Source organism: Pantoea dispersa (assembly GCF_014155765.1).
Classification (GTDB): domain Bacteria; phylum Pseudomonadota; class Gammaproteobacteria; order Enterobacterales; family Enterobacteriaceae; genus Pantoea; species Pantoea dispersa.
The window spans coordinates 317,304-338,219 of sequence record NZ_SCKT01000003.1 but is presented as its reverse complement, the minus strand read 5'-3'; the positions used below and the strand labels follow the sequence as shown (position 1 = coordinate 338,219).

The following is a 20,916-nucleotide window of genomic DNA, read 5'->3' as shown; positions in this document are numbered from 1 at the left end:
GCGCCAATAATAGCCGCTCCGCCGCCATAAATACAAAAACAAACAGGGCGGGATTGCGCCCGCCCTGTTTCGTCTGCCTGAGACTGACCTTAACCTTCGTTATGCAGTTCCAGGTTCTCCACTTCGTTCTGACGCGCAATCGCTTTAGCATCGTCGTTACGCAGCGACTGCAGATATTCCAGATACTGCAGGTCAACGTCTTTGGTGACGTAGATGCCGTTGAACACCGAGCATTCGAACTGGGCAATATCCGGGTTCTCTTCACGCACCGCGTCGATCAGATCCTGCAGATCCTGGAAAATCAGCGCATCGGCTTTAATCAGCTGACGAATCTCTTCCACTTCACGGCCGTGCGCAATCAGCTCGGTAGCGCTCGGCATATCGATGCCGTAGACGTTAGGGAAGCGGATTTCCGGTGCCGCCGACGCCAGATAGACGCGCTTCGCGCCCGCTTCACGCGCCATCTCGATAATCTGCTCAGAGGTGGTGCCGCGCACAATCGAGTCATCCACCAGCAGCACGTTTTTATCGCGGAACTCAGCGCGGTTAGCGTTGAGCTTACGGCGCACCGCACTGCGGCGCAGCTGCTGGCCCGGCATAATAAAGGTACGGCCCACGTAGCGGTTTTTCACAAAACCCTGGCGGTACGGCTTATCAAGAATACGGGCGATCTCCAGCGCGGTATCGGTCGAGGTTTCCGGAATCGGGATCACCACGTCAATATCAAGATCTTCCCACTCGCGGGCAATTTTCTCGCCCAGCTTGGTGCCCATGCGCACGCGTGCGCTGTAGACGGAGATCTTGTCGAGGAACGAGTCCGGACGCGCAAAGTAAACGTACTCGAACAGGCACGGATTGCTTTTCGGGTTCTCTGCGCACTGGCGCGTCGAGAGCTGACCCTGCTCGGTGATGTACACCGCTTCGCCTGGCGCAACGTCACGAATAAATTCGAAGCCGAGCGTATCCAGCGCCACGCTCTCTGAGGCCACCATGTATTCGGTGCGGCCATCGGCCAGCTCACGCTTGCCCAGTACCAGCGGACGGATACCGTTAGGATCGCGGAACGCAACCATGCCGTGACCGATAATCATCGCCACCACGGCGTAAGCACCGCGCACCTGCTGATGCACCGCCGCCACGGCAGCAAAAATGTTGTCAGCTTCCAGCGGATAGTGCTGAAAACGATCCAGCTCCTGAGCAAAGATGTTGAGCAGGATTTCGGAATCTGAGGTGGTATTCACATGACGGCGACCGACTTCGAACAGCTGCTTGCGCAGTTCATGGGCGTTGGTCAGGTTACCGTTGTGAGCCAGCGTGATGCCGTACGGCGAGTTCACGTAGAAGGGCTGCGCTTCAGAGGCGCTGGAGCTGCCGGCAGTCGGATAACGCACGTGGCCGATACCCATATTTCCCTGCAAACGCTGCATGTGGCGCGCTTCAAACACGTCGCTGACCAGGCCATTGGCCTTACGCAGACGGAAGCAGTTCAGCGCATCGATGGTACAAATGCCGGCGGCATCCTGCCCGCGGTGCTGCAGCACCGTTAACGCGTCATAGATCGACTGGTTTACTGGCATAAAACCGGTGATACCAACAATACCGCACATGTTGTCATTTCCTCATTAGCCGCACTCCCGGTGTTACCGGGGTAAAAAACTCGACGTGCTTTTCAGGTAATCGAAAAACCACCTGATGATGTAACTGAACTGGGGAATGAGTTGAGACTGTTGCCAGTCCGGACTTTTTGAAAAGCCGGTGAATGTATCAAGGAAGAAGAGAATGGCGGATACAATCAGCACGCCACGCAACGCCCCGAAACAGACCCCCAACACCCTGTCGGTTCCCGACAAGCCGGTTTTCTCAACCAGCGAGCCGATCACATAGTTCACGATGGCACCCACAATCAGGGTGGCAACGAATAACACCGCGATGGCGATGCCGTTGCGAACCAGTTCGTCGTCAAAACCTGTAAACCAGACTGCAAGGTAGGCGTAGTAATGACTGGCGACAAAAAACGCGCATCCCCAGGTAACAAGAGATAAGGCTTCCCGGACAAACCCGCGAATCAGGCTGACCAGAGCCGAAAAACCAACTACCGCAATAATGACGTAATCAATCCAGATCATGAACGCTTCCAGTACAGTGCATTTGCACCCCTGCATCCAGTTCGGGGCGCATTCTAACAGAAAAAGAAAACGTTTGCGTAGGGTTTTCCGGTTCTGTCCCGAGAAAAAGGGCGATGAAAAAAACTTTCCTCGCCCTTGTTGATGTCAGCCATTTAACCTGCTGATATTCCATAAATTTTCAGTAACGCTTCGCTAAAAAACACGCCAAAAGCCGCGCCTGTTTCTGCTATCGGCGCGGCTTATCAGTTGATCAGCGTGTGCTGTACGGCTTCACAACGCCGCCGAGGCCGGAGATGCCTTTCAGCTCGCCGAGTGCGCCCTGCAGTTTCGCTTTGGACGCATCCGGCCCCACGTAAATACGGGTGATCTGCCCCTGCACCGGCGTCGACGGCACGGTAAAGGCGCGATAGCCGGAGAGCCGCAGCTGCGCCACGATCTCATTCACTTTGGCGGCGTTCTTCAGCGCGCCGAGCTGTACCACATACGCCTGTCCTGCTGGCGCGGCCGGTTCGCTCTGCTTCGGCGTTTCCGCCGCTTTAGGTTGCTCTGTAGTTTTTGGCTGTTCTGTCGCTTTCGGTTGTTCTGCCGGCTTCGGTTTCGGCTGCTCCACCGGTTTAGGCTTCGGCTGCTCCACCGGCTTCGGCTTCACCTGCTCTGCCGGTTTCTGCTGCTGGTGCACCGGCGGCGGCGTCACGACGCTGGGCTGGCTGTTTTGCGCTGGCTGCGTGCTGCCGCTGGCGGCACTGCTCTGCGTTGCGCTGCTGGCGGGCGCCTGCTGCGCCGCGCTTGCCCCTTCCGGCGGCTGCGACGGCAGCGGCTGCGTCACCGGCGGCACCATTTCGCTGTCCTGCTGATCGTCAGGCTTTGGCACCAGCGGAATCGCCGCGAACTCCTCTTTATAATGCTTTTTCTTACCGTCCAGCAGACCCGGCAACACGATGACGCCAATCGCCACCAGAATCACCGTGCCCACTAAACGATTCTGAAACTTACTTGCCACTGCCGTTCTCCGCTGCCATCGATTGCATTACCTGCGCCACGGTGTGGAACGAGCCGCACACCAGAATCACATCGTCGGGCTGAGCCTGCTGCCGCGCCGCCTGCCACGCGGCTTCAACGTTCTGCCAGGCGCTGCCGCCCTGCAGATGCGCCATCAGCTCATCAGCGGACGCGCCGCGCGGGCCGTCGAGCGGCGCGCAGTACCAGCGGTTGACCTGCGGTGCCAGCGCAGCCAGCGTCCCGGCGATATCCTTGTCGTGCAGCATGCCAACCACCGCATGCACCGTGCCGTGTGACGGCAGCTCAGCGAGACGTGAAGCCAGATAATAAGCCGCATGCGGATTGTGCGCCACATCAAGGATCACGCGCGGCGCGGTGCTGACCGTCTGGAAACGTCCCGGCAGAATCGCCAGCGGCAGGTGCTGACGAATCAGCGCCTCGCTCACCGTCAGGCCGGAAGCGCGCAGCGCCGCAATGGCGGTGGCCGCATTGGGGAGCGGCACCTGGGGCAGCGGCAGATCGCGCAGTTCACCCTGGGCATCCTGCAACGTCCAGCTGTCGCCCTCGCGCTGCCACTGCCAGTCGCGGTTAATTTGTAATAGCTGCGCACCCTTCTCCGCGGCCACCTGGGCAATGGTGGCGGGCATATCGGCCTCGCCGACCACCGCCGGTTTACCACCGCGGAATACGCCAGCCTTCTCGCGGCCGATGCTGGCGCGATCCGGCCCCAACCAGTCGGTGTGGTCCAGCGCAATACTGGTGATCACGGCCACGTCGGCGTCGACAATGTTCGTCGCATCCAGCCGGCCGCCCAGCCCCACTTCCAGAATCACGACATCCAGCTGCGCTTCACGGAACAGATTGAGCGCGGACAGCGTGCCAAACTCAAAGTAGGTGAGCGAAATATCGCCGCGCCCGGCCTCGATGGCGGCAAAGCTGGCGCTGTGCCGGGCTTCATCCAGCTCAGCGCCCTGCACGCGCACGCGTTCGGTGTAACGCACCAGATGCGGCGAGCTGTAGACGCCAACGCGATAGCCTGCGGCCATCAGCAGGGTTTCCAGCGTACGGCAGGTGGTGCCTTTGCCGTTGGTGCCGGCGACGGTGAAGACAAACGGAGCGGGTTTTAGCAGGTCGAGGCGTGCGGCGACGCGCTGAATACGATCCAGGCCCAGATCGATAGCCTGAGAATGCAGATGCTCAAGATAATGAAGCCACGTGGCCAGAGGCGACGTGGCTTGCGGGAGGTGAAGAGTGTCCATGTGCCCTGTTAGCTCTTTACGATGTGGTGCATGAATAAAAAGGCGCATCACTCTGCGCCTTTCGGTTGCCTGTCAGGCTTCGTTGCTCTCCGGCTCAGCCGCAGTCGGGCGATCACCATCCTGCAGCGGTGCCGGCAGGTTCATCATTTTCGCCAGCAGGCTGGCCAGCTTAAAGCGCATTTCCGGACGACGGATGATCATGTCGATCGCGCCTTTTTCGATCAGGAACTCACTGCGCTGGAAGCCCGGCGGCAGCTTTTCACGTACCGTCTGTTCAATTACGCGTGGGCCGGCAAAGCCGATCAGCGCTTTTGGCTCTGCGACGTTCAAATCGCCCAGCATCGCGAAGCTGGCGGAGACGCCACCCATGGTCGGGTCGGTCAGTACCGAAATATACGGCAGACCGCGCTCCTGCATTTTTGCCAGCGCCGCACTGGTTTTCGCCATCTGCATCAGCGACTGCAGCGCTTCCTGCATACGCGCACCACCTGAGGCGGAGAAGCAGATCAGCGGGCAGTTGTCTTCCAGCGCCTGCTCAACCGCACGCACGAAACGGGCGCCGACCACCGAGCCCATTGAGCCGCCCATAAAGGAGAACTCAAACGCGGCGGCCACCACCGGCATACCGTGCAGCTGGCCTTTCATTACCACCAGCGCATCTTTCTCGCCGGTCTCTTTCTGTGCCGCAACCAGACGATCTTTGTACTTCTTCGAGTCGCGGAACTTGAGCAGGTCTTTCGGTTCCAGCTCGCTACCCAGCTCTGTCATCGAACCTTCATCCATCAGGCTATGCAGACGCTCGCGCGCGTGCATACGCATGTGGTGGTCGCACTTCGGGCAGACTTCAAGGTTGCGCTCCAGCTCGGCGCGGTACAGCACCTGACCACAGCTATCGCATTTGGTCCACACCCCTTCCGGGATGCTGGCTTTGCGCGAAGGCGTGGTAGTGCTTTTATTCAGTATGCGTTCAATCCAGCTCATTGATGACCTTTCTGTTTAATGCTGACCTGGTCCAGTCTTGTCGTTACTGCTGAAATCACCTTCAGCAGGCCGTAAATGTCGCTCATTAAACCACAACCCGTTCACGCTGTGGATAAAAATCTGGTAACAGGCTTACTGCGACTTGTGCTGACGCGCCTGGCGGCGGTGACGCCACACTTCAATCACGCCTGGCAGTACCGAGACAATGATGATGCCGACAATCAGCAACTTAAGGTTTTCCTGCACCACCGGCAGGTCACCAAACAGGTAACCGGCATAGGAGAATAGCAGGACCCACAGCAGCGCGCCTGTCACGTTAAAGAGCGCGAAGTGGCGATAAGACATGTGTCCCATTCCCGCCACAAAGGGGGCAAAGGTTCGCACGATTGGCACAAAGCGCGCAAGTATAATGGTTTTGCCGCCGTGGCGATCGTAAAACGCGTGGGTTTTGTCGAGGTAGCTGCGGCGGAAAATTTTCGAGTTCGGGTTGCTGAACAGCTTCTCGCCAAACAGCCGGCCAATGGTGTAGTTAACCGCGTCGCCGAGGATCGCGGCAATCACCAGCAGCGTCACCATCAGGTGCACGTTGAGGTCGTTGCCCGGCAGCGCCGCCAGCGCACCGGCGACGAACAGCAGCGAATCACCCGGCAGGAACGGCGTGACCACCAGCCCGGTTTCACAGAACAGAATCAGGAACAAAATGGCGTAAATCCAGATGCCGTACTGCGCCACCAGCTCGGCCAGATGCACGTCAATGTGCAGAATGAAATCGACGATAAAGTGGATAAACTCCATAACAGCTAACTCCCTGACACTTTCCGATTAAAATGAATCCGCGAGGAACAACGGTCCCAGCGCAGGCTGAGGTAACGCAAACTGAGCAGGGTAATCCACCGCCACCAGATACAGCCCTTCGGCTTTCGCCGTTGCCGCCGCCAGCGTGCGATCTTTTGCCGCCAGCAGCGTGGCCATCCACGTTTCCAGCTGATTGCCGCAGCCAATCTCCAGCAGACTGCCGACGATATTGCGCACCATATGATGTACAAAGGCATTGGCTTTGATATCGACAATCACGTACGGCCCCAGGCGCGTGACGTTGAGATGCATCACGTTGCGCCACGGCGTGCGCGACTGGCACTGCACCGCACGGAACGAGGTAAAATCGTTCTCACCCAGTAAAGCCTGAGCGGCGCGGTGCATCTTTTCCGCATCCAGCGGATGGTAAAAATGGGTAATGCCGTTGCCGAGAATTGCCGGGCGCAGCCGCTGGTTGTAAATCACGTAGCGATAACGGCGCGCGGTGGCGCTGAAGCGCGCGTGAAAGCTTTCCGGCACCGCTTTCACCCAGCGCACCGCAATATCGTCCGGCAGGTTGGCGTTCACGCCCAGCGTCCAGGCGCTGTCGGCACGCGAGGAGGTGGTCTCAAAATGCACCACCTGGCCGGTGCCGTGCACGCCCGCGTCGGTGCGTCCGGCGCAGAACACGTTCACCGGGTGATTGGCCACTTTCGCCAGCGCTTTTTCCAGCTTTTCCTGCACGCTGCGTACTTCATTCTGGCGCTGCCAGCCGTAGTAACGGCTGCCGTCATACTCAATGCCGAGCGCCAGCTTAAACGGGGTCGCGTTTTCCAGCATTAATACAGATACTCCTGCACCAGCTTCTCTGCGGTTTTCACCGCCATCAGCGCGCCGCCGAAGCGGATGTTGTCGGCCACCGACCAGAACTGCAGCAGCTCCGGGATGCCGTAGTCGTTGCGCACGCTGCCAATGCTCAGGGCTTCACTGCCGGAGGCGTCGCTGACCGGCGTCGGGTAATCACCGTCGTCGCTCAGGCTGATATCGTCGGCGCGCGCCAGTTCGTCACGCGCTTCCTCCGCCGACAGCGGCCGCAGGTTCTCGATATAGACGATCTGCGCGTTGCCGTAGAATACCGGCGCCTGCACGCTGCTCACCGCAATCGGTAATCCTTCGTCCTGCAGCACTTTCCGTACCTGATCGACCAGCCGGCGCTCGCTCGCCACGCTGCCGGCACTGTCCGCCTGCTGCGGCAGCAGGTTGAACGCCAGCTGGCGGCCAAAATAGTGCTCATCGGCCGGTACGCCGTTCAGCAGCCGCGCGCTCTCACCGGCCAGTCCATCAACTGCTGCTTTACCGTGGCTGGAGACCGACACCAGATTGGTCACCTGCAGACGGCCTAAACCGGCGGTATCCACCAGCGGTTTGATGGCGCTTAACAGCTGGCTCACCAGCGCATCGGCCACGGTAATGATGTTGCGATTGCGGTAATCCGCCAGCACCTGTGGATTGACATCCGGCACCACCAGCGGCACGTCCGGCTCCAGCGCGAACAGGTCGCTGCTGTCGATTACCAGGCAGCCCTGGCTGGCGGCTTCTTCGGCATAACGCGCCGACGCCTCGCGACCGGCGGTAAAGAACGCCAGCTGCGCCTGCGACCAGTCAAATTCCGCCGCGTCCTGCACGCGCAGCGAGCGACCGTCAAAGCGCACGCTTTCGCCGGCGCTGTTTTCACTCGCCAGCAGATACAACTCACCAACCGGGAACTGGCGTTCCGCCAGCAGTTCCAGTACAGCGTTCCCTACTGCGCCTGTCGCGCCCAGTAGCGCAATATTCCAGCCGTCAGACATGTTGGTTTACTCCAGACAATGACATAAAAAAGAGAGGCGATGACATGCATCGCCCATTAATTCAGAAAAATCAGAGATTAGTGATTCGCCTGCAGCGTGGCGCTGAAGCCAAGCTGATTGAGCAGCGCCGCGCTCTCCGCCTCATCACAGATCACCTGCAGCGAAGACCACTCGCGGCGCTCGACATACTGCTTGCGCAGGCGATCAAATTCGCCCGGCTGCGCGGCCACTTTGCGCAGTGGCGCATCGTCGCGGCGCACATCATACACCAGATGCACCAGGCGTTTCAGCGTCGGCTGATCGAGCTTGCCGTGCAGCGTAAGGGTGCCAAACTCGGGGCGCGGCAGCAGCGTGTCCAGCGCCACCTGCTGCGGCTGACCAATAAATTCGCTCCACGCCTCAAATACCTGAGTGGTGCCGCGCGCTTTCCCTTCAAGGGTATAACCGGCGATATGCGCGGTGGCGATATCGACCTTGTCCAGCAGATCGAGGTTGAGATCCGGCTCCGGTTCCCACACGTCCAGCACCACGCTGAGATCGTTACGCAACCGGAGCACCTCCAGCAGCGCGGCGTTATCCACCACCGGACCCCGGCAGGCATTGATCAGGATGGTGTTGGGGCGCAGCGCCATCAGCAGTGCAGCATCGGCCAGATGCCAGCTTTTGTAGCGGCCGTCTTTAAACAGCGGCGTATGAAAGGTCAGGATATCGGCCTGGGCCACCAGCGCGTCGAGCGAGTGGAAATCTTCGTCATCGCCGCGATCGGCGCGCGGCGGATCGCACAGCAGGGTTTTTACTCCCCACGCGGCGAGGCGTTTGGCCAGCCGTCCGCCCACGTTACCGACGCCGACGATGCCCACGGTGCGATCGCGCAGATCAAAGCCGTCGCGTTCGGCCAGCAGCAGCAGCGCGGAGAACACATATTCCACCACCGCAATCGCGTTACAGCCCGGCGCGGCCGAGAAGCCGATACCGGCCGCCGCCAGCGAGGCATCATCGACATGATCGGTGCCGGCAGTGGCGGTGCCGACAAACTTCACCGGCGTGCCGGCCAGCAGCGCGGCATCCACTTTGGTGACGGAGCGCACCATCAGCGCGCTGGCATCCTGCAGTTCGGCTGCCGGCAGCGGGCGGCCCGGCACCGCCACCACCTCTCCGGTGCGGCTGAACAGTTCACGGGCGTAGGGCATATTTTCATCGACGAGAATTTTCACGGCGGCGGTCCTGTCTGCTTGAAATAAACGGGGCATATCATGGCACAAAGCCGGGGATTAACCTAACCGACTGCGATAGCGATCCGGCGTGGTGCCCGCCTGCTGCTGAAACATCACGATCAGCGCGGAGGCGGAGCTGTAGCCCAGCTCGTGGGCGATGCCCTGCACGCTGCAGCCCTGCTCCAGCAGCGCAATCGCGCGCAAAAAGCGTAAACGCTGGCGCCACTCGCTGAATGACATCTGCAGCTGCTGCTGACAGCGCCGCGCCAGCGTACGCTCGGTGGTAAACACGCGCTTCGCCCATTGTGCCAGCGTAGTGTTATCACCCGGGTTCTCTTCCAGCGCGCGCAGAATCGGCGCGAGGAATTTATCGTCGGACATCGGCAGATAGCTGGTGTTCACCGGCGCGAGACGCAGCCGATCAATCAGCACTTCGCACAGCCGCCAGTCGGCGTCGCTCTGCGGCTGCTCCAGCGCGCGGCGGGCAAAATCATTCATGATGGCGTGCACGATGGCGTCCACGCTCAGCAGGCAGGCTTTCTCCGGCATGCCGGCGCATAAATCCGCGGCAAGGTTGAAGGTGCGAAACTGCGCCTGACAGTGGTTGTAGCTGCTGTGGCGCTGGCCCGGCGGGATCCAGATCGGCATTTCGGCCGGCGTCAGCAGCCGCTCGCCCTCCACTTCCATCTCCAGCACGTGGCTGGTGACAAATATCGCCTGGCCCCAGTCGTGCTGGTGCGGCAGGTATTCGGTTTTGGCGTTGGTTTGCTCATAGCGCATGAAAAAACGCAGCAGCGGCGCGTCGCGCGGTGGCTGATACTCAACCTGAAGATTCATTCTGTCCGGTCACTAACGAATTTTGTCCGATTTTAACTATCTGCTTTAAACCGGTCAAACGTAAGCTAGTCGCGATTTACATTTGGAGCCGTACTATGAACTTATTGTTACCGCTGGTGGCGGTGCTGATCTGGTCGATCAACACCATCGTCAGCAAGCTGTCTGCCGGCAGCATCGATCCTGCTGCCATCTCTTTTTACCGCTGGCTGCTGGCGCTGCTGGTGCTTACGCCGTTCTGCCTGCCGGGCGTATGGCGCCATCGTCACACCATCAAAACCCAGCTGTGGCGCTTACTGGTGCTGGGCCTGCTCGGCATGGTGCTGTACCAGAGCCTCGCCTATTATGCGGCACACAGCGTTTCGGCGGTAATGATGGGGATTCTTGGCGCCACCATTCCGCTGCTGACCATCCTGCTCAGCCTGGTGGTGCTGCGCCTTGCGCCGACGCGCGGCATTCTGATTGGCGGCCTGCTGTCGTTTGCCGGGCTGGTGTGGCTGGTGAGCGCCGGCAACCCGGCGCAGCTGCTGAGCCAGCGCCTCGGCAACGGCGAGCTGATGATGCTGGCGGCCTCAACCTCCTACGCGCTGTACGGCGTACTGACGAAGCGCTGGGCAATCCCGCTGCCGACGTGGCAAAGCCTGTACGTGCAAATCTTCTTCGGCGTGCTGTTGCTGCTGCCCGGCTTCTGGCACGCGCCGGAGGTGGCGCTGAATGCCGACAATATTCCGCTGGTGCTGTTCGCCGGGCTGTTTGCCTCGATTGTGGCGCCGTTCCTGTGGATCCTTGGCGTGCAGCGCCTCGGCGCCAGCACCACCAGTATTTTCATGAACGTGGTGCCGGTGTTTACCGCCCTCATTGCCGTGCTGTTCCTGCACGAACAGTTGCATGCTTATCACTGGATTGGCGGCGGTCTGACGCTGGTCGGGGTGATCCTGGCGCAGCGGCTGAAAACCCCGCTGCGTAAAGCGCGCGTGATGGCTCCGCCGATCAGCGAAAGCTAACCGTCACCCGCAGTCCGCCCAGCTGCGGGCTGCGGTCCAGCTGCAGCTGAGCGCCGTGCCAGGCGCAGATATCCTGCACCAGCGCCAGTCCAATGCCCGCGCCGGGCTGGCTGGCGTGATCGAGCCGGCCAAACGGCTGCAGTGCCTGCCGCTGCTGATCCGCCGCGATGCCCGGCCCGCTGTCTTCAATTTCCAGCACCTTTTGCCGCAGCCGCGCAGTCACCGTGCCGCCGTGCGGCGTGTATTTGATGGCGTTATCCAGCAGGTTGGCGCACAGCTCGGCCAGCAGCAGCGCATCGCCCTGCACCTGGCTCGCCGCCTGCTCTTCAAAGCCCAGATCGATCTGTTTACGCCGCGCCGCCGCATAGCCGCTGAAACAGGCCTGCTGCACGATGTCGCTCAGGTTGACCTTGCTGAAGGGCTTGTCTTCGCCGTGGCGCGCCCTGATTTGCGCCAGCTGCAGCAGGCGATCGGTGAGCTGGACGGTGTCGTCCAGCGTGTGGCGCATGCCCTGCAGGCTTTCGCGCCACTGCTGCGGGTCGTCGCTGCTGAGCGCGACGCCGACCTGGGTTTTCAGAATAGTGAGCGGCGTGCGCAGCTGGTGCGACACATCGGCGCTAAAGCGCTCCTGCCGCGCCAGCAGTCCGCGCAGCCGCTCCAGATGGCGGTTGAAGGCGATGATCAGCGGCTGCAGTTCTGACCACGGCAGCAGCGACGGCAGGGGTGTCAGTTCACCCGGCGCGCGGCGCAGCATCATGCGTGACAGCCGGCGCAGCGGGCGCAGCACTTTACGCAGCAGCAGCCCGGCCAGCAGCAGCGTAATCAGCACCAGAAAACTCTGGCTGATCAGCGCGGTGCGCAGCAGACTGTCGGCAAAGGCGTGACGTGAGTTAAGCGTTTCCGCCACCAGCACCAGCGCCATGCCCTGTACGCCTTCCTCGTTCACCGGCTGCCACAGCGCGGCCACGCGAATCGGCTGCTTGCGGTAGTGCGCATCGTAGAAATGCACCAGCGCCGGATAGACATCGGACAGCGGCGCGTTGCCCGGCACCAGCGGTAAATCCGGGTAGCCAGACAGCGTGCGACCTTCGGGCGAAATCACCTGATAGAACAGCTGATCGTTCATGTTGCGCTCAAAGCTGTCCAGCACCACCCAGGGCACATCCACCTCCAGGCGCTGATGACGCACCACCAGCCGCTCGGCCACGGTGCGCGCCGAGGCCAGCAGCGAGCGATCGTAAGCCTGATTCGCCGCCTGCAGCGCGCTCTGATAATGGGTGTAGACCGACAATCCCCACAGCAGCAGCAGCGGCGCGCCCAGCCACGCCAGCAGTTCACCGCGCAGCGAGTGGATCAGTCGCACGGCTGAACCTCGAGGCTGTAGCCGAGGCCGCGCAGTGTGACGATTGCCACGTCGCTGCCCGCCAGCTTTTTGCGTACCCGATGCACATACAGCTCAATGCTCTCCGGGCTGGCCTCATCCGCCAGCGTAAAGGTCTGCTCGTACAGATGCTGGCGTGACACCGGCCTTCCCGGGCGCTGCATCAGCGTCGACAGCACGCTGGCCTCGCGCGGCGTCAGCGGCAGCGGTTTGTGATTCAGCAGGAAATAGCCTTCCGCATCGCGCTCCAGCTGGCCGAGGCTTTGCGTCTGCGTGGCCTGCCCCTGACTGCGGCGCAGCAGCGCGCGCAGACGCGCGTCCAGCTCGTCCAGCTCAAACGGCTTGGTGAGGTAATCATCGGCGCCCGCATTCAGCCCCTGCACGCGCTGTTGCAGCGCGCTCTGTGCGGTGAGCAGCAGCACCGGCACGCGTTGCCCGCGCTTGCGCAGGCGCGCCAGCACCGCCAGGCCATCGAGCCGCGGCAGCGACACATCCAGCACCACCAGCGCATAGTCTTCGCTTTGCAGCACATGATCCGCCGCCACGCCGTCGGCCACCCAGTCCACGGCGAAGCCTTTTTGCGTCAGCGCTTTCTGCAGCCAGTTGGCCAGCTCGACGGTATCTTCCACCAGTAAGAGACGCATATCACATCCTGTTAGTTTTGCCGATGGCTGAAAGGTAAATGAAAGGTTGCTGTTTTAACAATTCAGCAACCCCGAATGTTCGGTGGCAATCACACTCTGGAAGAAACAATGGAGCGACAGATGAAAAAAACAATGCGCACCGCCTTCGCCACGACCCTGCTGGCTTTTTCTCTTTCTGCAGCACAGGCTGCGGCACCCGAGCGGACCGAATGTATCGCCCCGGCCAAACCCGGCGGCGGTTTTGATCTGACCTGTAAACTGATCCAGGTTTCGCTGCAGGAAACCGGGCAGATCACCACGCCGATGCGCGTGACCTACATGCCGGGCGGCGTCGGTGCCGTGGCATATAACGCCATCATTGCGCAGCGCCCCGCCGAAGCAGGCACGCTGGTGGCCTTCTCCGGCGGGTCGCTGCTGAACCTGTCACAGGGCAAGTTTGGTCGTTACTCAGTGGATGACGTGAAGTGGCTGGCGGCCATTGGCACGGACTACGGCATGGTCGCCGTGCGCGCTGACGCGCCGTGGAAAACGCTGGGCGAACTACTGGAGGCGATGAAACAGGATCCGACCAAAGTGGTGGTCGGCGCCGGCGCGTCGATCGGCAGCCAGGACTGGATGAAAACCGCGCTACTGGCGCGGGAAGCCGGTATCGATCCGCGCAAAATGCGCTATGTGGCGTTTGAAGGCGGCGGCGAACCGGTTACCGCGCTGCTCGGCAACCACATCCAGGTGGTATCAGGCGACATGAGTGAAATGGTGCCGCACCTGCAGGGTGGCAAGATGCGCGTGCTGGCGGTAATGAGCGATAAACGTCTGCCGGGCGAACTGGCTGACATCCCGACCGCCAAAGAGCAGGGCTTCAACGTCGAGTGGCCGATCATTCGCGGCTATTACCTCGGCCCCAAAGTCAGCGATGCCGATTATCAGTGGTGGGAACAGACGTTTAAAAAACTGGTGACCACCAAAGAGTTTCAGCAGCAGCGCGATCTGCGCGGCCTGTTTGAGTTCAACCTGTTTGGTAGCGAGCTGGACGCCTACGTCAAGAAACAGGTGGCAGATTACCGTGAACAGGCGAAATCGTTCGGCCTGGCGAAATAACGGAGGCACAGATGAGCGATCGTATCTTTGCGGCGGTGTGGCTGGTGCTCTGCATCGTCGGGATGGTTATCGCCTGGCAGATTCAAAGCGAGTACAGCTACGAGCCGGTTGGCCCGCGTCCTTTCCCGCTGCTGCTGCTCGGTCTGATGGCGATCTGCGCGGTGATGATGCTGCTGCGCAAGCCGGACGCCGTACAGTGGCCGGTGGCGGCAACGCTGAAAAAGCTGCTGGCGCTGTGCGTAATGCTGATGGTGTACGGCTGGCTGTTTGAGAAGCTGGGTTTTGCCCTGTGTACCACGCTGCTGACCTTCGGCATCGGCATGCTGTTTGGCGCACGCTGGTGGGCAGCCGTCCTCTCCGGTGTGGTAATGGGTGTGGCGCTGTTTTACGCCTTCGATCGTCTGCTGGACGTTACGCTGCCGGTCGGCAGCTGGTTCAGTTAACAGGAGTCAATTATGGATACCTGGTCTTTTCTGATGCAGGGTTTCGCCGTCGCCATGACGCCGGAAAACCTGATGATCGCCCTGATTGGCTGCTTTATCGGCACCATCGTCGGCCTGCTGCCGGGGCTTGGGCCGATTAACGGCGTCGCAATTCTGATGCCGCTGGCGTTTGCGCTGCACTTACCGGCGGAATCCGCGCTGATCCTGCTGGCAACGGTGTACATCGGCTGCGAATATGGCGGGCGCATCTCGTCGATTCTGCTTAACGTGCCGGGGGATGCCGGCGCGATCATGACCGCGCTGGATGGCTATCCGATGGCGCAGCAGGGCAAAGCCGGCGTGGCGCTGTCGATCTCGGCGGTCAGCTCATTTATCGGCTCAACCATCGCCATCATCGGCATCATTCTGTTTGCGCCAATCCTCGCCAACTGGTCGCTGGCGTTTGGTCCGGCAGAGTACTTCGCGCTGATGGTGTTCGCGATTGCCTGTCTCGGCAGCATGATGAGCCACAACCCGCTGAAGTCGTTTCTCGCTGCGCTGATTGGCCTCGGCATGGCGACGGTGGGCGTTGATGCCAACACCGGCGTCTATCGCTTTACCTTCGACAGCGTGCATCTCTCGGACGGCATTCAGTTTGTGGTGGTGGTCATCGGCCTGTTCTCGGTGAGCGAAATTCTGCTGATGCTGGAGTCCACCAGCAGCGGCCAGAAAATGGTGCGCGCCAGCGGCCGCATGCTGTTCAACATGAAAGAAGCGGCGCAGGCTACCGGCGCAACGCTGCGCTCCTCGTTCATTGGCTTCTTTGTCGGCGTGCTGCCGGGTGCCGGCGCCACCATCGCCAGCGCCATTGCCTATATGAGTGAGAAGAAAATCAGCGGCAGCGATCAGTTTGGCAAGGGCGACATTCGCGGCGTGGCAGCGCCGGAGGCCGCGAACAACGCCTCAGCCTGCGGATCGTTTATCCCGATGCTGACGCTGGGCATTCCCGGCTCCGGCACCACGGCGGTGATGGTCGGCGCGCTGACGCTGTATAACATCACGCCCGGTCCGGCGATGTTTACCGAACAGCCGGACATCGTCTGGGGCCTGATCGCCGCGCTGCTGATCGGTAACGTGATGCTGCTGATCATGAACATCCCGATGATCAACATCTTTGCGCGCATGCTGACCATTCCGCTGTGGTTCCTGGTACCGGCAATTGCCGCGATTTCGGCGGTGGGCGTGTATGCGGTGCACAGCACTACGTTTGACCTGCTGCTGATGGTCGGGCTGGGCATTTTCGGCTATATCCTGCGTAAGATGGATTTCCCGATGTCGCCGCTGATTCTCGGCTTTGTGTTGGGCGAAATGCTGGAGCAGAACCTGCGCCGCGCGCTGTCAATCAGCAACGGCAACCTGCCGATTCTGTGGGAAAGCCTGATCTGTAAAGTGCTGCTGGTGCTGGCTGTCGCCGTGCTGGTGGTGCCGCCGCTGTGGAAGCGCTGGCGTCGCAAGCGCATGAAGCTGGCCGCCGCAGAATAAATCCGTGTCTTATTGTTTTTCTCCCTGCCGCCCCCGTGGATTTCCCGGGGGCTTTTGCTATCATGTGCCATCGTTTTTCCGGCGCACCCGGATCTGACTCGTTTTTCAAGGATTCCGCCATGCAACCTCTCAGCGGTCCCGGTGTGCCCGCGGGCGATCGTTCATCTGTTAACCCGGCTAACGGCGCAGGCCGCCCCGGCGCTGCGGCAGGTGAACAGCCGCTCTCCCCGGCCCAGCGCACCACGCTGGAACGCCTGATCGTCCGTATCATGTCACTCAGCACGCTGAAAGCGCCCGAACTGTGGGCTGGCATCCGTCATGAAGTGGGCGTAAAAAATGACGCCGAGCTGCAGTCGCGCCACTTCCCGGCGGCGGAGCAGCATCTCAACAGCCGTCTGACCCAGGTGCAGAACAGCCACGCCACGCGTCAGCTGTTGCAGCAGCTGCTGGAAAAACTGCCGCAGGGCAACAATCGCCAGGCGGTGAGCGACTTTATCCGCCAGCAATTTAACCAGACGGTGTTAAGCGCGCTGAGCCAGGATCAGCTGCGTCAGGTGCTGACCATGCTGCAGAACGGCCAGATGGCCATCCCGCAGCCGCAGCAGACGCGCACCACCGATCGCACCCTGTTACCGGCCGAACAGCAGGCGCTTAACCAGCAGGTCACGCGTCTTGCCGCCGCGACCGGGGAATCGCCGGTAAAAGTGCTGGCCGACACGCTGAAACTGGTCAATCTGAAGAGCGGCGACCCGGTTCCGTCGCGCCACTTCCCGCTGCTGACGCAGTTTTTACAGGTGCGCCAGACGCTGAGCCAGCACAGCGCGCCGACGCTGCAGCTGCTGGAAAGCTCGCTCAAACAGCCGCTAAGCCACGACGAGCAGCGTATGCTCGAGGATTACAGCCTGCAGCGCTTCCAGGCCACGCCGCAGACGTTGCTGACGCCGGCGCAGAGTCAGGATCTGCTGATGCTGCTGTTCAGCCGCCGCGCCGAGCGCAACAGCGAAACGCCGCTGGCCGACAGCGAGTTGCGTCCGCAGCCGATCTGGGCACCGTTTGTTGAAATTCTGCCGCGTCCACTGGCACAGCGCCCGGCGCTGACGCTGGTGCTCGGCCTGGCGCTGTTCTTCTTTTTGCTCTGGCTGCTGCTGTAGTTAAGCCATCGCACTCAGCAGCCGCACTCCGCCGCGGGTGCCGCGGCGGGCCACTCGCCTGCCGCCGCGCCCCACGCCATCGGGTGGCCGTCGCGCTTCCAGAAATCCAGTCCGCCAATCAGCTCTTTAACCTGAAACCCCAGCTCAGCCAGCTTTAGCGCCGCTTTGGTCGAACCGTTGCAGCCGATGCCGTCGCAGTACGTCACGTAGACGCGGTGACGATCGAGCCGAGCGGTGCTGGCCGCATCCATCTCACGATGCGGCAACGACAGCGCGCCGCAGATATGTCCGGCCTGATACGCGTCGCGGCTGCGGGCATCAATCACCACAATCTGCGTGACGCCCTGCGCCAAATCCGCCGCCAGATCCCAGGCATCGGTGTAATAGCTGAGTTTGTGCTGCAAATAAGCCACGCTGTGCTGCGGGCTGGCGGGCGGATAAAACAAAACGGCTGACATGGCATTCTCCTGTTGTGATGTCCCTGCAGTGTACGGCAAAGTGGTCTGCATCCTGATACCACTTTGACCGTAGCGATAAGACCATTATGCACCACGCCTTTTTGCCGCTGTTTCGTCATCAGACGCAGGGCGGCTTACGTCAGCGGCTGTGCGCTACGCTGCGCCAGGCCATTGTCAGCGGCCATTTGCGCTTCGGGCAGAAGCTGCCCTCCAGCCGCCAGCTGGCTGCCGATCTGGCGCTGTCACGCGTAACGGTCGAGGCCGCTTACAGCCAGCTGGAGAGCGAAGGCTACGTGCAGCGGCACAGCGGACGCGGCACCTTCGTCGCCATCGCCCTGCCGCCACCGGCGGAAAAGGCGACAGCGCAGCGCGCACCGCGCTTTTCGCAGCGCGGCACGCAGGTGCTGGCGACCGGTGGCTGCCAGGATCCCCCTTTTCCCCTTGCCTTTGCCGCCGGATCACCGGAACTGCGCGCGTTTCCGCACCGCCAGTGGCAGCGGCTGAGCCACAGCGTACAGCGCGCGCTGGGCAGTCAGGTGATGGGCTATGGCGATCCGCTCGGTTATGCGCCGCTGCGCCAGGCGGTGGCGGATTATCTGGCGCTGTCGCGCGGCGTGCGCTGTACGGCTGAGCAGGTCATCATGCTCACCAGTTCACAGCAGGCGCTGCAGCTGCTGGCGCTGATGTTTCTGGATGCAGAGGATGAAGTGTGGCTGGAGGAGCCGGGCTACCGTGGCGCACGGAACGCCTTTCTCGCCGCCGGTGCCCGCTGCCGTGCCATGCCGCTGGACGATCAGGGCGCGCTGCCACTCAGCGGCCGGGCGCAACTGGTGTATCTGACGCCCGGCCACCAGTATCCGACCGGCACACCGATGAGCCTCGCGCGGCGGCTGCAGTGGCTGGCGTGGGCACGTCAGCACGACAGCTGGCTGATCGAGGATGACTACGACAGTGAATTTCACTATGACGGTCGCCCGGCGCCGGCGCTGCAGGGCATGGAAGCCGATAGCCGGGTTATCAGCCTGGGGACCTTTTCCAAAACCCTGTTTCCGTCGCTGCGGCTGGCGTGGATGGTGGTGCCCGCAGCGCTGGTGACGGCGCTGGGTCGCGCACGCAGCGTACTGGACGGCCACAGCGCCCTGCTGCCGCAGGCGATCACCGCCGAATTTATCCAGCAAGGCTATTTCGCCAGCCACCTGCGGCTGATGCGTCAGCTCTATCATAGCCGGCGCGATCGGCTGCTGGCGCAGCTGGAACAGCATCTGCAGCCGTGGCTGCGGCCGCTGCCGGCAACAGGCGGGTTGCAATTGACGGTTGAGTTATTACAGGGAGATGAGGCGCGGCTCACGCAACAGGCGCAGGCCGACGGTCTGCTGCTGCCGCCGCTGTCACCCCTTTACGCCGGCGCATCGCCACAGCAGGGCTGGATACTCGGCTTTGCGGCGTTGACGCCCGGCGAAATTGACCGCGCCTGCGCGAAGCTGGTAAGGCTGCTGGCAACCTGAATCCATCAGCGACATAAACAACAAAGGCCGGATTAACCGGCCTTTGAGCATTAGCGTAAGCGTTACGCCTGGTATTTACGCAGGGTCAGCGTGGCGTTGGTGCCACCGAAGCCGAAGCTATTGGACATCACCGTGGTCAGCGCTTTTTCGGTTGGCTGCGTCACAATGTTCATACCCTTCGCTGCGTCATCCAGCTGTTCCACGTTAATGCTTGGCGCGATGAAGCTGTGCTCCAGCATCAGCAGGGTGTAAATCGCTTCCTGCACGCCTGCCGCACCCAGCGAGTGACCGGTCATGGCTTTGGTCGCAGAGATGTATGGCGTGTTGTCGCCAAACACTTCGCGAATCGCGCCCAGCTCTTTCACGTCGCCGACCGGCGTTGACGTGCCGTGGGTGTTGAGGTAGTCGATTGGCGTATCCAGACCCTGCATCGCCATCTTCATGCAACGCACCGCGCCTTCGCCTGACGGTGCCACCATGTCAGCGCCGTCAGAGGTTGCGCCGTAGCCGACGATCTCAGCGTAGATGTGGGCACCACGCGCCAGCGCATGCTCCAGCTCTTCCACTACCACCATACCGCCGCCGCCGGCGATCACGAAACCGTCACGGCTGGCATCGTAAGTACGCGACGCTTTTTCCGGGGTTTCGTTGTATTTAGTCGAGAGCGCGCCCATGGCGTCGAACTCACAGGCCATTTCCCAGCTCAGCTCTTCGCCGCCGCCAGCAAATACCACATCCTGTTTGCCCAGCTGAATCTGCTCCACCGCGTTGCCGATGCAGTGTGCTGACGTTGCGCACGCCGAGCTGATGGAGTAGTTAACGCCGTGGATTTTGAACGGCGTGGCCAGGCAGGCAGAGACGCCGGACGCCATCGCTTTGGTTACCACGTACGGGCCAACGCCTTTCAGGCCGCGCGGGCCACGCATTGCGTCGGCACCGAACACCTGATAACGCGGGGAACCGCCACCGGAACCAGCAATCAGACCAACTCGCGGGTTGTTCTGGTACTGCTCATCCGTCAGGCCGGAATCTTTGATTGCTTCTGCCATCGACAGATAGGCATAGATTGAGGCATCACTCATGAAACGCACGATTTTGCGATCGATGAGCCCGTTAGTGTCCAGTTTGACGTTACCCCATACATGGCTGCGCATGCCGGCATCTTTCATCTCTTCGGAGAAAGTGATTCCGGAACGGCCTTCACGCAGGGAAGCCAGCACTTCCTGCTGGTTATTACCAATACTGGAAACGATACCCAGGCCAGTAATCACTGCACGTTTCATTCAATAGTCCTCATTCCACTTCTTTTGGATTGACGTGCACTCTAGCTTACAGTTGTACGCCGAACAAGTCCGATCAGCCATTTCCTTTTGTAAATTTGCGTCATGTGACGCCACTCGCTAAAATCGCGCCACTGCCTGAAAAATGAGCCTTTCCCGTGAAGTTATCCCCGGTTGAACACGCGCAATTAAACTGGAACGATCAGGGTACACCTGTTTCCCGAGCGTTCGACGACGTCTATTTCTCCAACGACAACGGACTGGAGGAGACGCGCTATGTGTTCCTCGACGGTAACCATCTTCCGCAGCGATTTGCCGCACATCCGCGCGATCTGTTCATCGTTGCCGAGAGCGGTTTTGGCACCGGACTCAA

Annotated in this window: 20 protein-coding genes and 1 pseudogene; 7 read left to right on the top strand and 14 right to left on the bottom strand. The window is 61.0% G+C overall.

What is annotated here, in order from left to right; translation table 11 throughout:
• Positions 1–89: 89 nt before the first annotated feature.
• The 10 genes from purF to H7K56_RS11600 form a co-directional block, all read right to left on the bottom strand.
• Positions 90–1,607, bottom strand: a complete 1,518-nt coding sequence (gene purF, locus H7K56_RS11645; protein WP_021509182.1) for an amidophosphoribosyltransferase — start codon at positions 1,605–1,607, stop codon at positions 90–92.
• 33 nt (positions 1,608–1,640) lie between these two features.
• Positions 1,641–2,126 carry a colicin V production protein gene (gene cvpA / locus H7K56_RS11640; protein WP_021509181.1) on the bottom strand — a complete coding sequence of 162 codons (486 nt, stop codon included), beginning with the start codon at positions 2,124–2,126 and terminating at the stop codon, positions 1,641–1,643.
• Positions 2,127–2,376: 250 nt separating this feature from the next.
• Positions 2,377–3,126 (bottom strand): cell division protein DedD, encoded by a 750-nt coding sequence (dedD, locus tag H7K56_RS11635; RefSeq protein WP_058769894.1) that lies wholly within the window; start codon positions 3,124–3,126, stop codon positions 2,377–2,379.
• Positions 3,116–4,384: a bifunctional tetrahydrofolate synthase/dihydrofolate synthase gene (gene folC, locus H7K56_RS11630; RefSeq protein ID WP_150361892.1), complete on the bottom strand. Its 1,269-nt coding sequence runs from the start codon at positions 4,382–4,384 to the stop codon at positions 3,116–3,118. Before folC ends, dedD begins: the two co-directional genes overlap by 11 nt.
• Positions 4,385–4,456: 72 nt before the next feature.
• A complete protein-coding gene (gene accD, locus H7K56_RS11625; RefSeq protein WP_021509178.1) occupies positions 4,457–5,365 on the bottom strand; it encodes an acetyl-CoA carboxylase, carboxyltransferase subunit beta in 909 nt (302 codons plus the stop codon).
• A 132-nt stretch (positions 5,366–5,497) separates the two neighbouring features.
• On the bottom strand, positions 5,498–6,160 hold the full coding sequence (locus H7K56_RS11620) for a DedA family protein (RefSeq protein ID WP_010617492.1): 663 nt from the start codon (positions 6,158–6,160) through the stop codon (positions 5,498–5,500).
• Positions 6,161–6,187: 27 nt separating this feature from the next.
• Complete coding sequence (gene truA, locus H7K56_RS11615; protein ID WP_150361893.1) at positions 6,188–7,000, bottom strand: tRNA pseudouridine(38-40) synthase TruA; 813 nt, start codon at positions 6,998–7,000, stop codon at positions 6,188–6,190.
• Positions 7,000–8,010 carry an aspartate-semialdehyde dehydrogenase gene (locus H7K56_RS11610; RefSeq protein WP_058775824.1) on the bottom strand — a complete coding sequence of 337 codons (1,011 nt, stop codon included), beginning with the start codon at positions 8,008–8,010 and terminating at the stop codon, positions 7,000–7,002. The genes truA and H7K56_RS11610 overlap by 1 nt, the downstream gene beginning before the upstream one ends.
• A 77-nt stretch (positions 8,011–8,087) precedes the next feature.
• Positions 8,088–9,224, bottom strand: a complete 1,137-nt coding sequence (gene pdxB, locus H7K56_RS11605; protein WP_125309520.1) for a 4-phosphoerythronate dehydrogenase PdxB — start codon at positions 9,222–9,224, stop codon at positions 8,088–8,090.
• Positions 9,225–9,281: 57 nt separating this feature from the next.
• Positions 9,282–10,061 (bottom strand): AraC family transcriptional regulator, encoded by a 780-nt coding sequence (locus H7K56_RS11600; RefSeq protein WP_021509174.1) that lies wholly within the window; start codon positions 10,059–10,061, stop codon positions 9,282–9,284.
• Positions 10,062–10,156: 95 nt separating this feature from the next.
• Here H7K56_RS11600 and H7K56_RS11595 point away from each other — a divergent pair, with 95 nt between their 5' ends.
• Positions 10,157–11,062 (top strand): DMT family transporter, encoded by a 906-nt coding sequence (locus H7K56_RS11595; protein WP_059009116.1) that lies wholly within the window; start codon positions 10,157–10,159, stop codon positions 11,060–11,062.
• Here H7K56_RS11595 and H7K56_RS11590 read toward each other — a convergent pair.
• Together H7K56_RS11590 and tctD are read right to left on the bottom strand one after the other, a co-directional pair.
• Positions 11,049–12,425: a sensor histidine kinase gene (locus H7K56_RS11590; protein WP_059009113.1), complete on the bottom strand. Its 1,377-nt coding sequence runs from the start codon at positions 12,423–12,425 to the stop codon at positions 11,049–11,051. The two genes, H7K56_RS11595 and H7K56_RS11590, sit on opposite strands and share 14 nt — an antisense overlap.
• Positions 12,416–13,087, bottom strand: coding sequence for a transcriptional regulator TctD (tctD, locus tag H7K56_RS11585; RefSeq protein ID WP_059009111.1), 672 nt, complete (start codon positions 13,085–13,087; stop codon positions 12,416–12,418). The genes H7K56_RS11590 and tctD overlap by 10 nt, the downstream gene beginning before the upstream one ends.
• A gap of 120 nt (positions 13,088–13,207) precedes the next feature.
• On the opposite strand from tctD, the gene H7K56_RS11580 reads away from it, so the two are divergent.
• The 4 genes from H7K56_RS11580 to flk all read left to right on the top strand — a co-directional run bounded on the left by H7K56_RS11580 (position 13,208) and on the right by flk (position 17,300).
• Complete coding sequence (locus tag H7K56_RS11580; RefSeq protein WP_058769888.1) at positions 13,208–14,185, top strand: Bug family tripartite tricarboxylate transporter substrate binding protein; 978 nt, start codon at positions 13,208–13,210, stop codon at positions 14,183–14,185.
• 11 nt (positions 14,186–14,196) lie between these two features.
• The gene (locus tag H7K56_RS11575; RefSeq protein WP_058769887.1) at positions 14,197–14,628 is read left to right on the top strand and encodes a tripartite tricarboxylate transporter TctB family protein; all 432 of its coding nucleotides are present in this window, start codon (positions 14,197–14,199) and stop codon (positions 14,626–14,628) included.
• 12 nt (positions 14,629–14,640) lie between these two features.
• On the top strand, positions 14,641–16,149 hold the full coding sequence (locus H7K56_RS11570; RefSeq protein WP_058782030.1) for a tripartite tricarboxylate transporter permease: 1,509 nt from the start codon (positions 14,641–14,643) through the stop codon (positions 16,147–16,149).
• Positions 16,150–16,268: 119 nt separating this feature from the next.
• On the top strand, positions 16,269–17,300 hold the full coding sequence (flk, locus tag H7K56_RS11565; protein ID WP_059009109.1) for a flagella biosynthesis regulator Flk: 1,032 nt from the start codon (positions 16,269–16,271) through the stop codon (positions 17,298–17,300).
• A gap of 14 nt (positions 17,301–17,314) precedes the next feature.
• Here the strand turns inward: flk and H7K56_RS11560 are convergent, their stop codons facing one another.
• The gene (locus tag H7K56_RS11560; RefSeq protein WP_058769886.1) at positions 17,315–17,758 is read right to left on the bottom strand and encodes a rhodanese-like domain-containing protein; all 444 of its coding nucleotides are present in this window, start codon (positions 17,756–17,758) and stop codon (positions 17,315–17,317) included.
• Between the two features lie 86 nt (positions 17,759–17,844).
• Between H7K56_RS11560 and pdxR the strand changes: the two genes are divergently transcribed.
• Complete coding sequence (pdxR, locus tag H7K56_RS11555; RefSeq protein ID WP_150361925.1) at positions 17,845–19,263, top strand: MocR-like pyridoxine biosynthesis transcription factor PdxR; 1,419 nt, start codon at positions 17,845–17,847, stop codon at positions 19,261–19,263.
• A gap of 62 nt (positions 19,264–19,325) precedes the next feature.
• Here pdxR and fabB read toward each other — a convergent pair whose 3' ends face one another.
• Positions 19,326–20,546 carry a beta-ketoacyl-ACP synthase I gene (gene fabB, locus H7K56_RS11550; RefSeq protein WP_021509164.1) on the bottom strand — a complete coding sequence of 407 codons (1,221 nt, stop codon included), beginning with the start codon at positions 20,544–20,546 and terminating at the stop codon, positions 19,326–19,328.
• A 155-nt stretch (positions 20,547–20,701) separates the two neighbouring features.
• On the opposite strand from fabB, the pseudogene mnmC reads away from it, so the two are divergent.
• Positions 20,702–20,916, top strand: a pseudogene (mnmC, locus tag H7K56_RS23390) (bifunctional tRNA (5-methylaminomethyl-2-thiouridine)(34)-methyltransferase MnmD/FAD-dependent 5-carboxymethylaminomethyl-2-thiouridine(34) oxidoreductase MnmC); the annotation flags it as partial.

Bases quoted from the DNA above. Each gene is read 5' to 3' on its own strand.
- purF (WP_021509182.1), bottom strand. From the start codon at position 1,607: ATGTGCGGTATTGTTGGTATCACCGGTTTTATGCCAGTAAACCAGTCG.
- cvpA (WP_021509181.1), bottom strand. From the start codon at position 2,126: ATGATCTGGATTGATTACGTCATTATTGCGGTAGTTGGTTTTTCGGCT.
- folC (WP_150361892.1), bottom strand. From the start codon at position 4,384: ATGGACACTCTTCACCTCCCGCAAGCCACGTCGCCTCTGGCCACGTGG.
- accD (WP_021509178.1), bottom strand. From the start codon at position 5,365: ATGAGCTGGATTGAACGCATACTGAATAAAAGCACTACCACGCCTTCG.
- H7K56_RS11620 (WP_010617492.1), bottom strand. From the start codon at position 6,160: ATGGAGTTTATCCACTTTATCGTCGATTTCATTCTGCACATTGACGTG.
- truA (WP_150361893.1), bottom strand. From the start codon at position 7,000: ATGCTGGAAAACGCGACCCCGTTTAAGCTGGCGCTCGGCATTGAGTAT.
- H7K56_RS11610 (WP_058775824.1), bottom strand. From the start codon at position 8,010: ATGTCTGACGGCTGGAATATTGCGCTACTGGGCGCGACAGGCGCAGTA.
- H7K56_RS11600 (WP_021509174.1), bottom strand. From the start codon at position 10,061: ATGAATCTTCAGGTTGAGTATCAGCCACCGCGCGACGCGCCGCTGCTG.
- H7K56_RS11595 (WP_059009116.1), top strand. From the start codon at position 10,157: ATGAACTTATTGTTACCGCTGGTGGCGGTGCTGATCTGGTCGATCAAC.
- tctD (WP_059009111.1), bottom strand. From the start codon at position 13,087: ATGCGTCTCTTACTGGTGGAAGATACCGTCGAGCTGGCCAACTGGCTG.
- H7K56_RS11580 (WP_058769888.1), top strand. From the start codon at position 13,208: ATGAAAAAAACAATGCGCACCGCCTTCGCCACGACCCTGCTGGCTTTT.
- H7K56_RS11575 (WP_058769887.1), top strand. From the start codon at position 14,197: ATGAGCGATCGTATCTTTGCGGCGGTGTGGCTGGTGCTCTGCATCGTC.
- H7K56_RS11570 (WP_058782030.1), top strand. From the start codon at position 14,641: ATGGATACCTGGTCTTTTCTGATGCAGGGTTTCGCCGTCGCCATGACG.
- flk (WP_059009109.1), top strand. From the start codon at position 16,269: ATGCAACCTCTCAGCGGTCCCGGTGTGCCCGCGGGCGATCGTTCATCT.
- H7K56_RS11560 (WP_058769886.1), bottom strand. From the start codon at position 17,758: ATGTCAGCCGTTTTGTTTTATCCGCCCGCCAGCCCGCAGCACAGCGTG.
- pdxR (WP_150361925.1), top strand. From the start codon at position 17,845: ATGCACCACGCCTTTTTGCCGCTGTTTCGTCATCAGACGCAGGGCGGC.
- fabB (WP_021509164.1), bottom strand. From the start codon at position 20,546: ATGAAACGTGCAGTGATTACTGGCCTGGGTATCGTTTCCAGTATTGGT.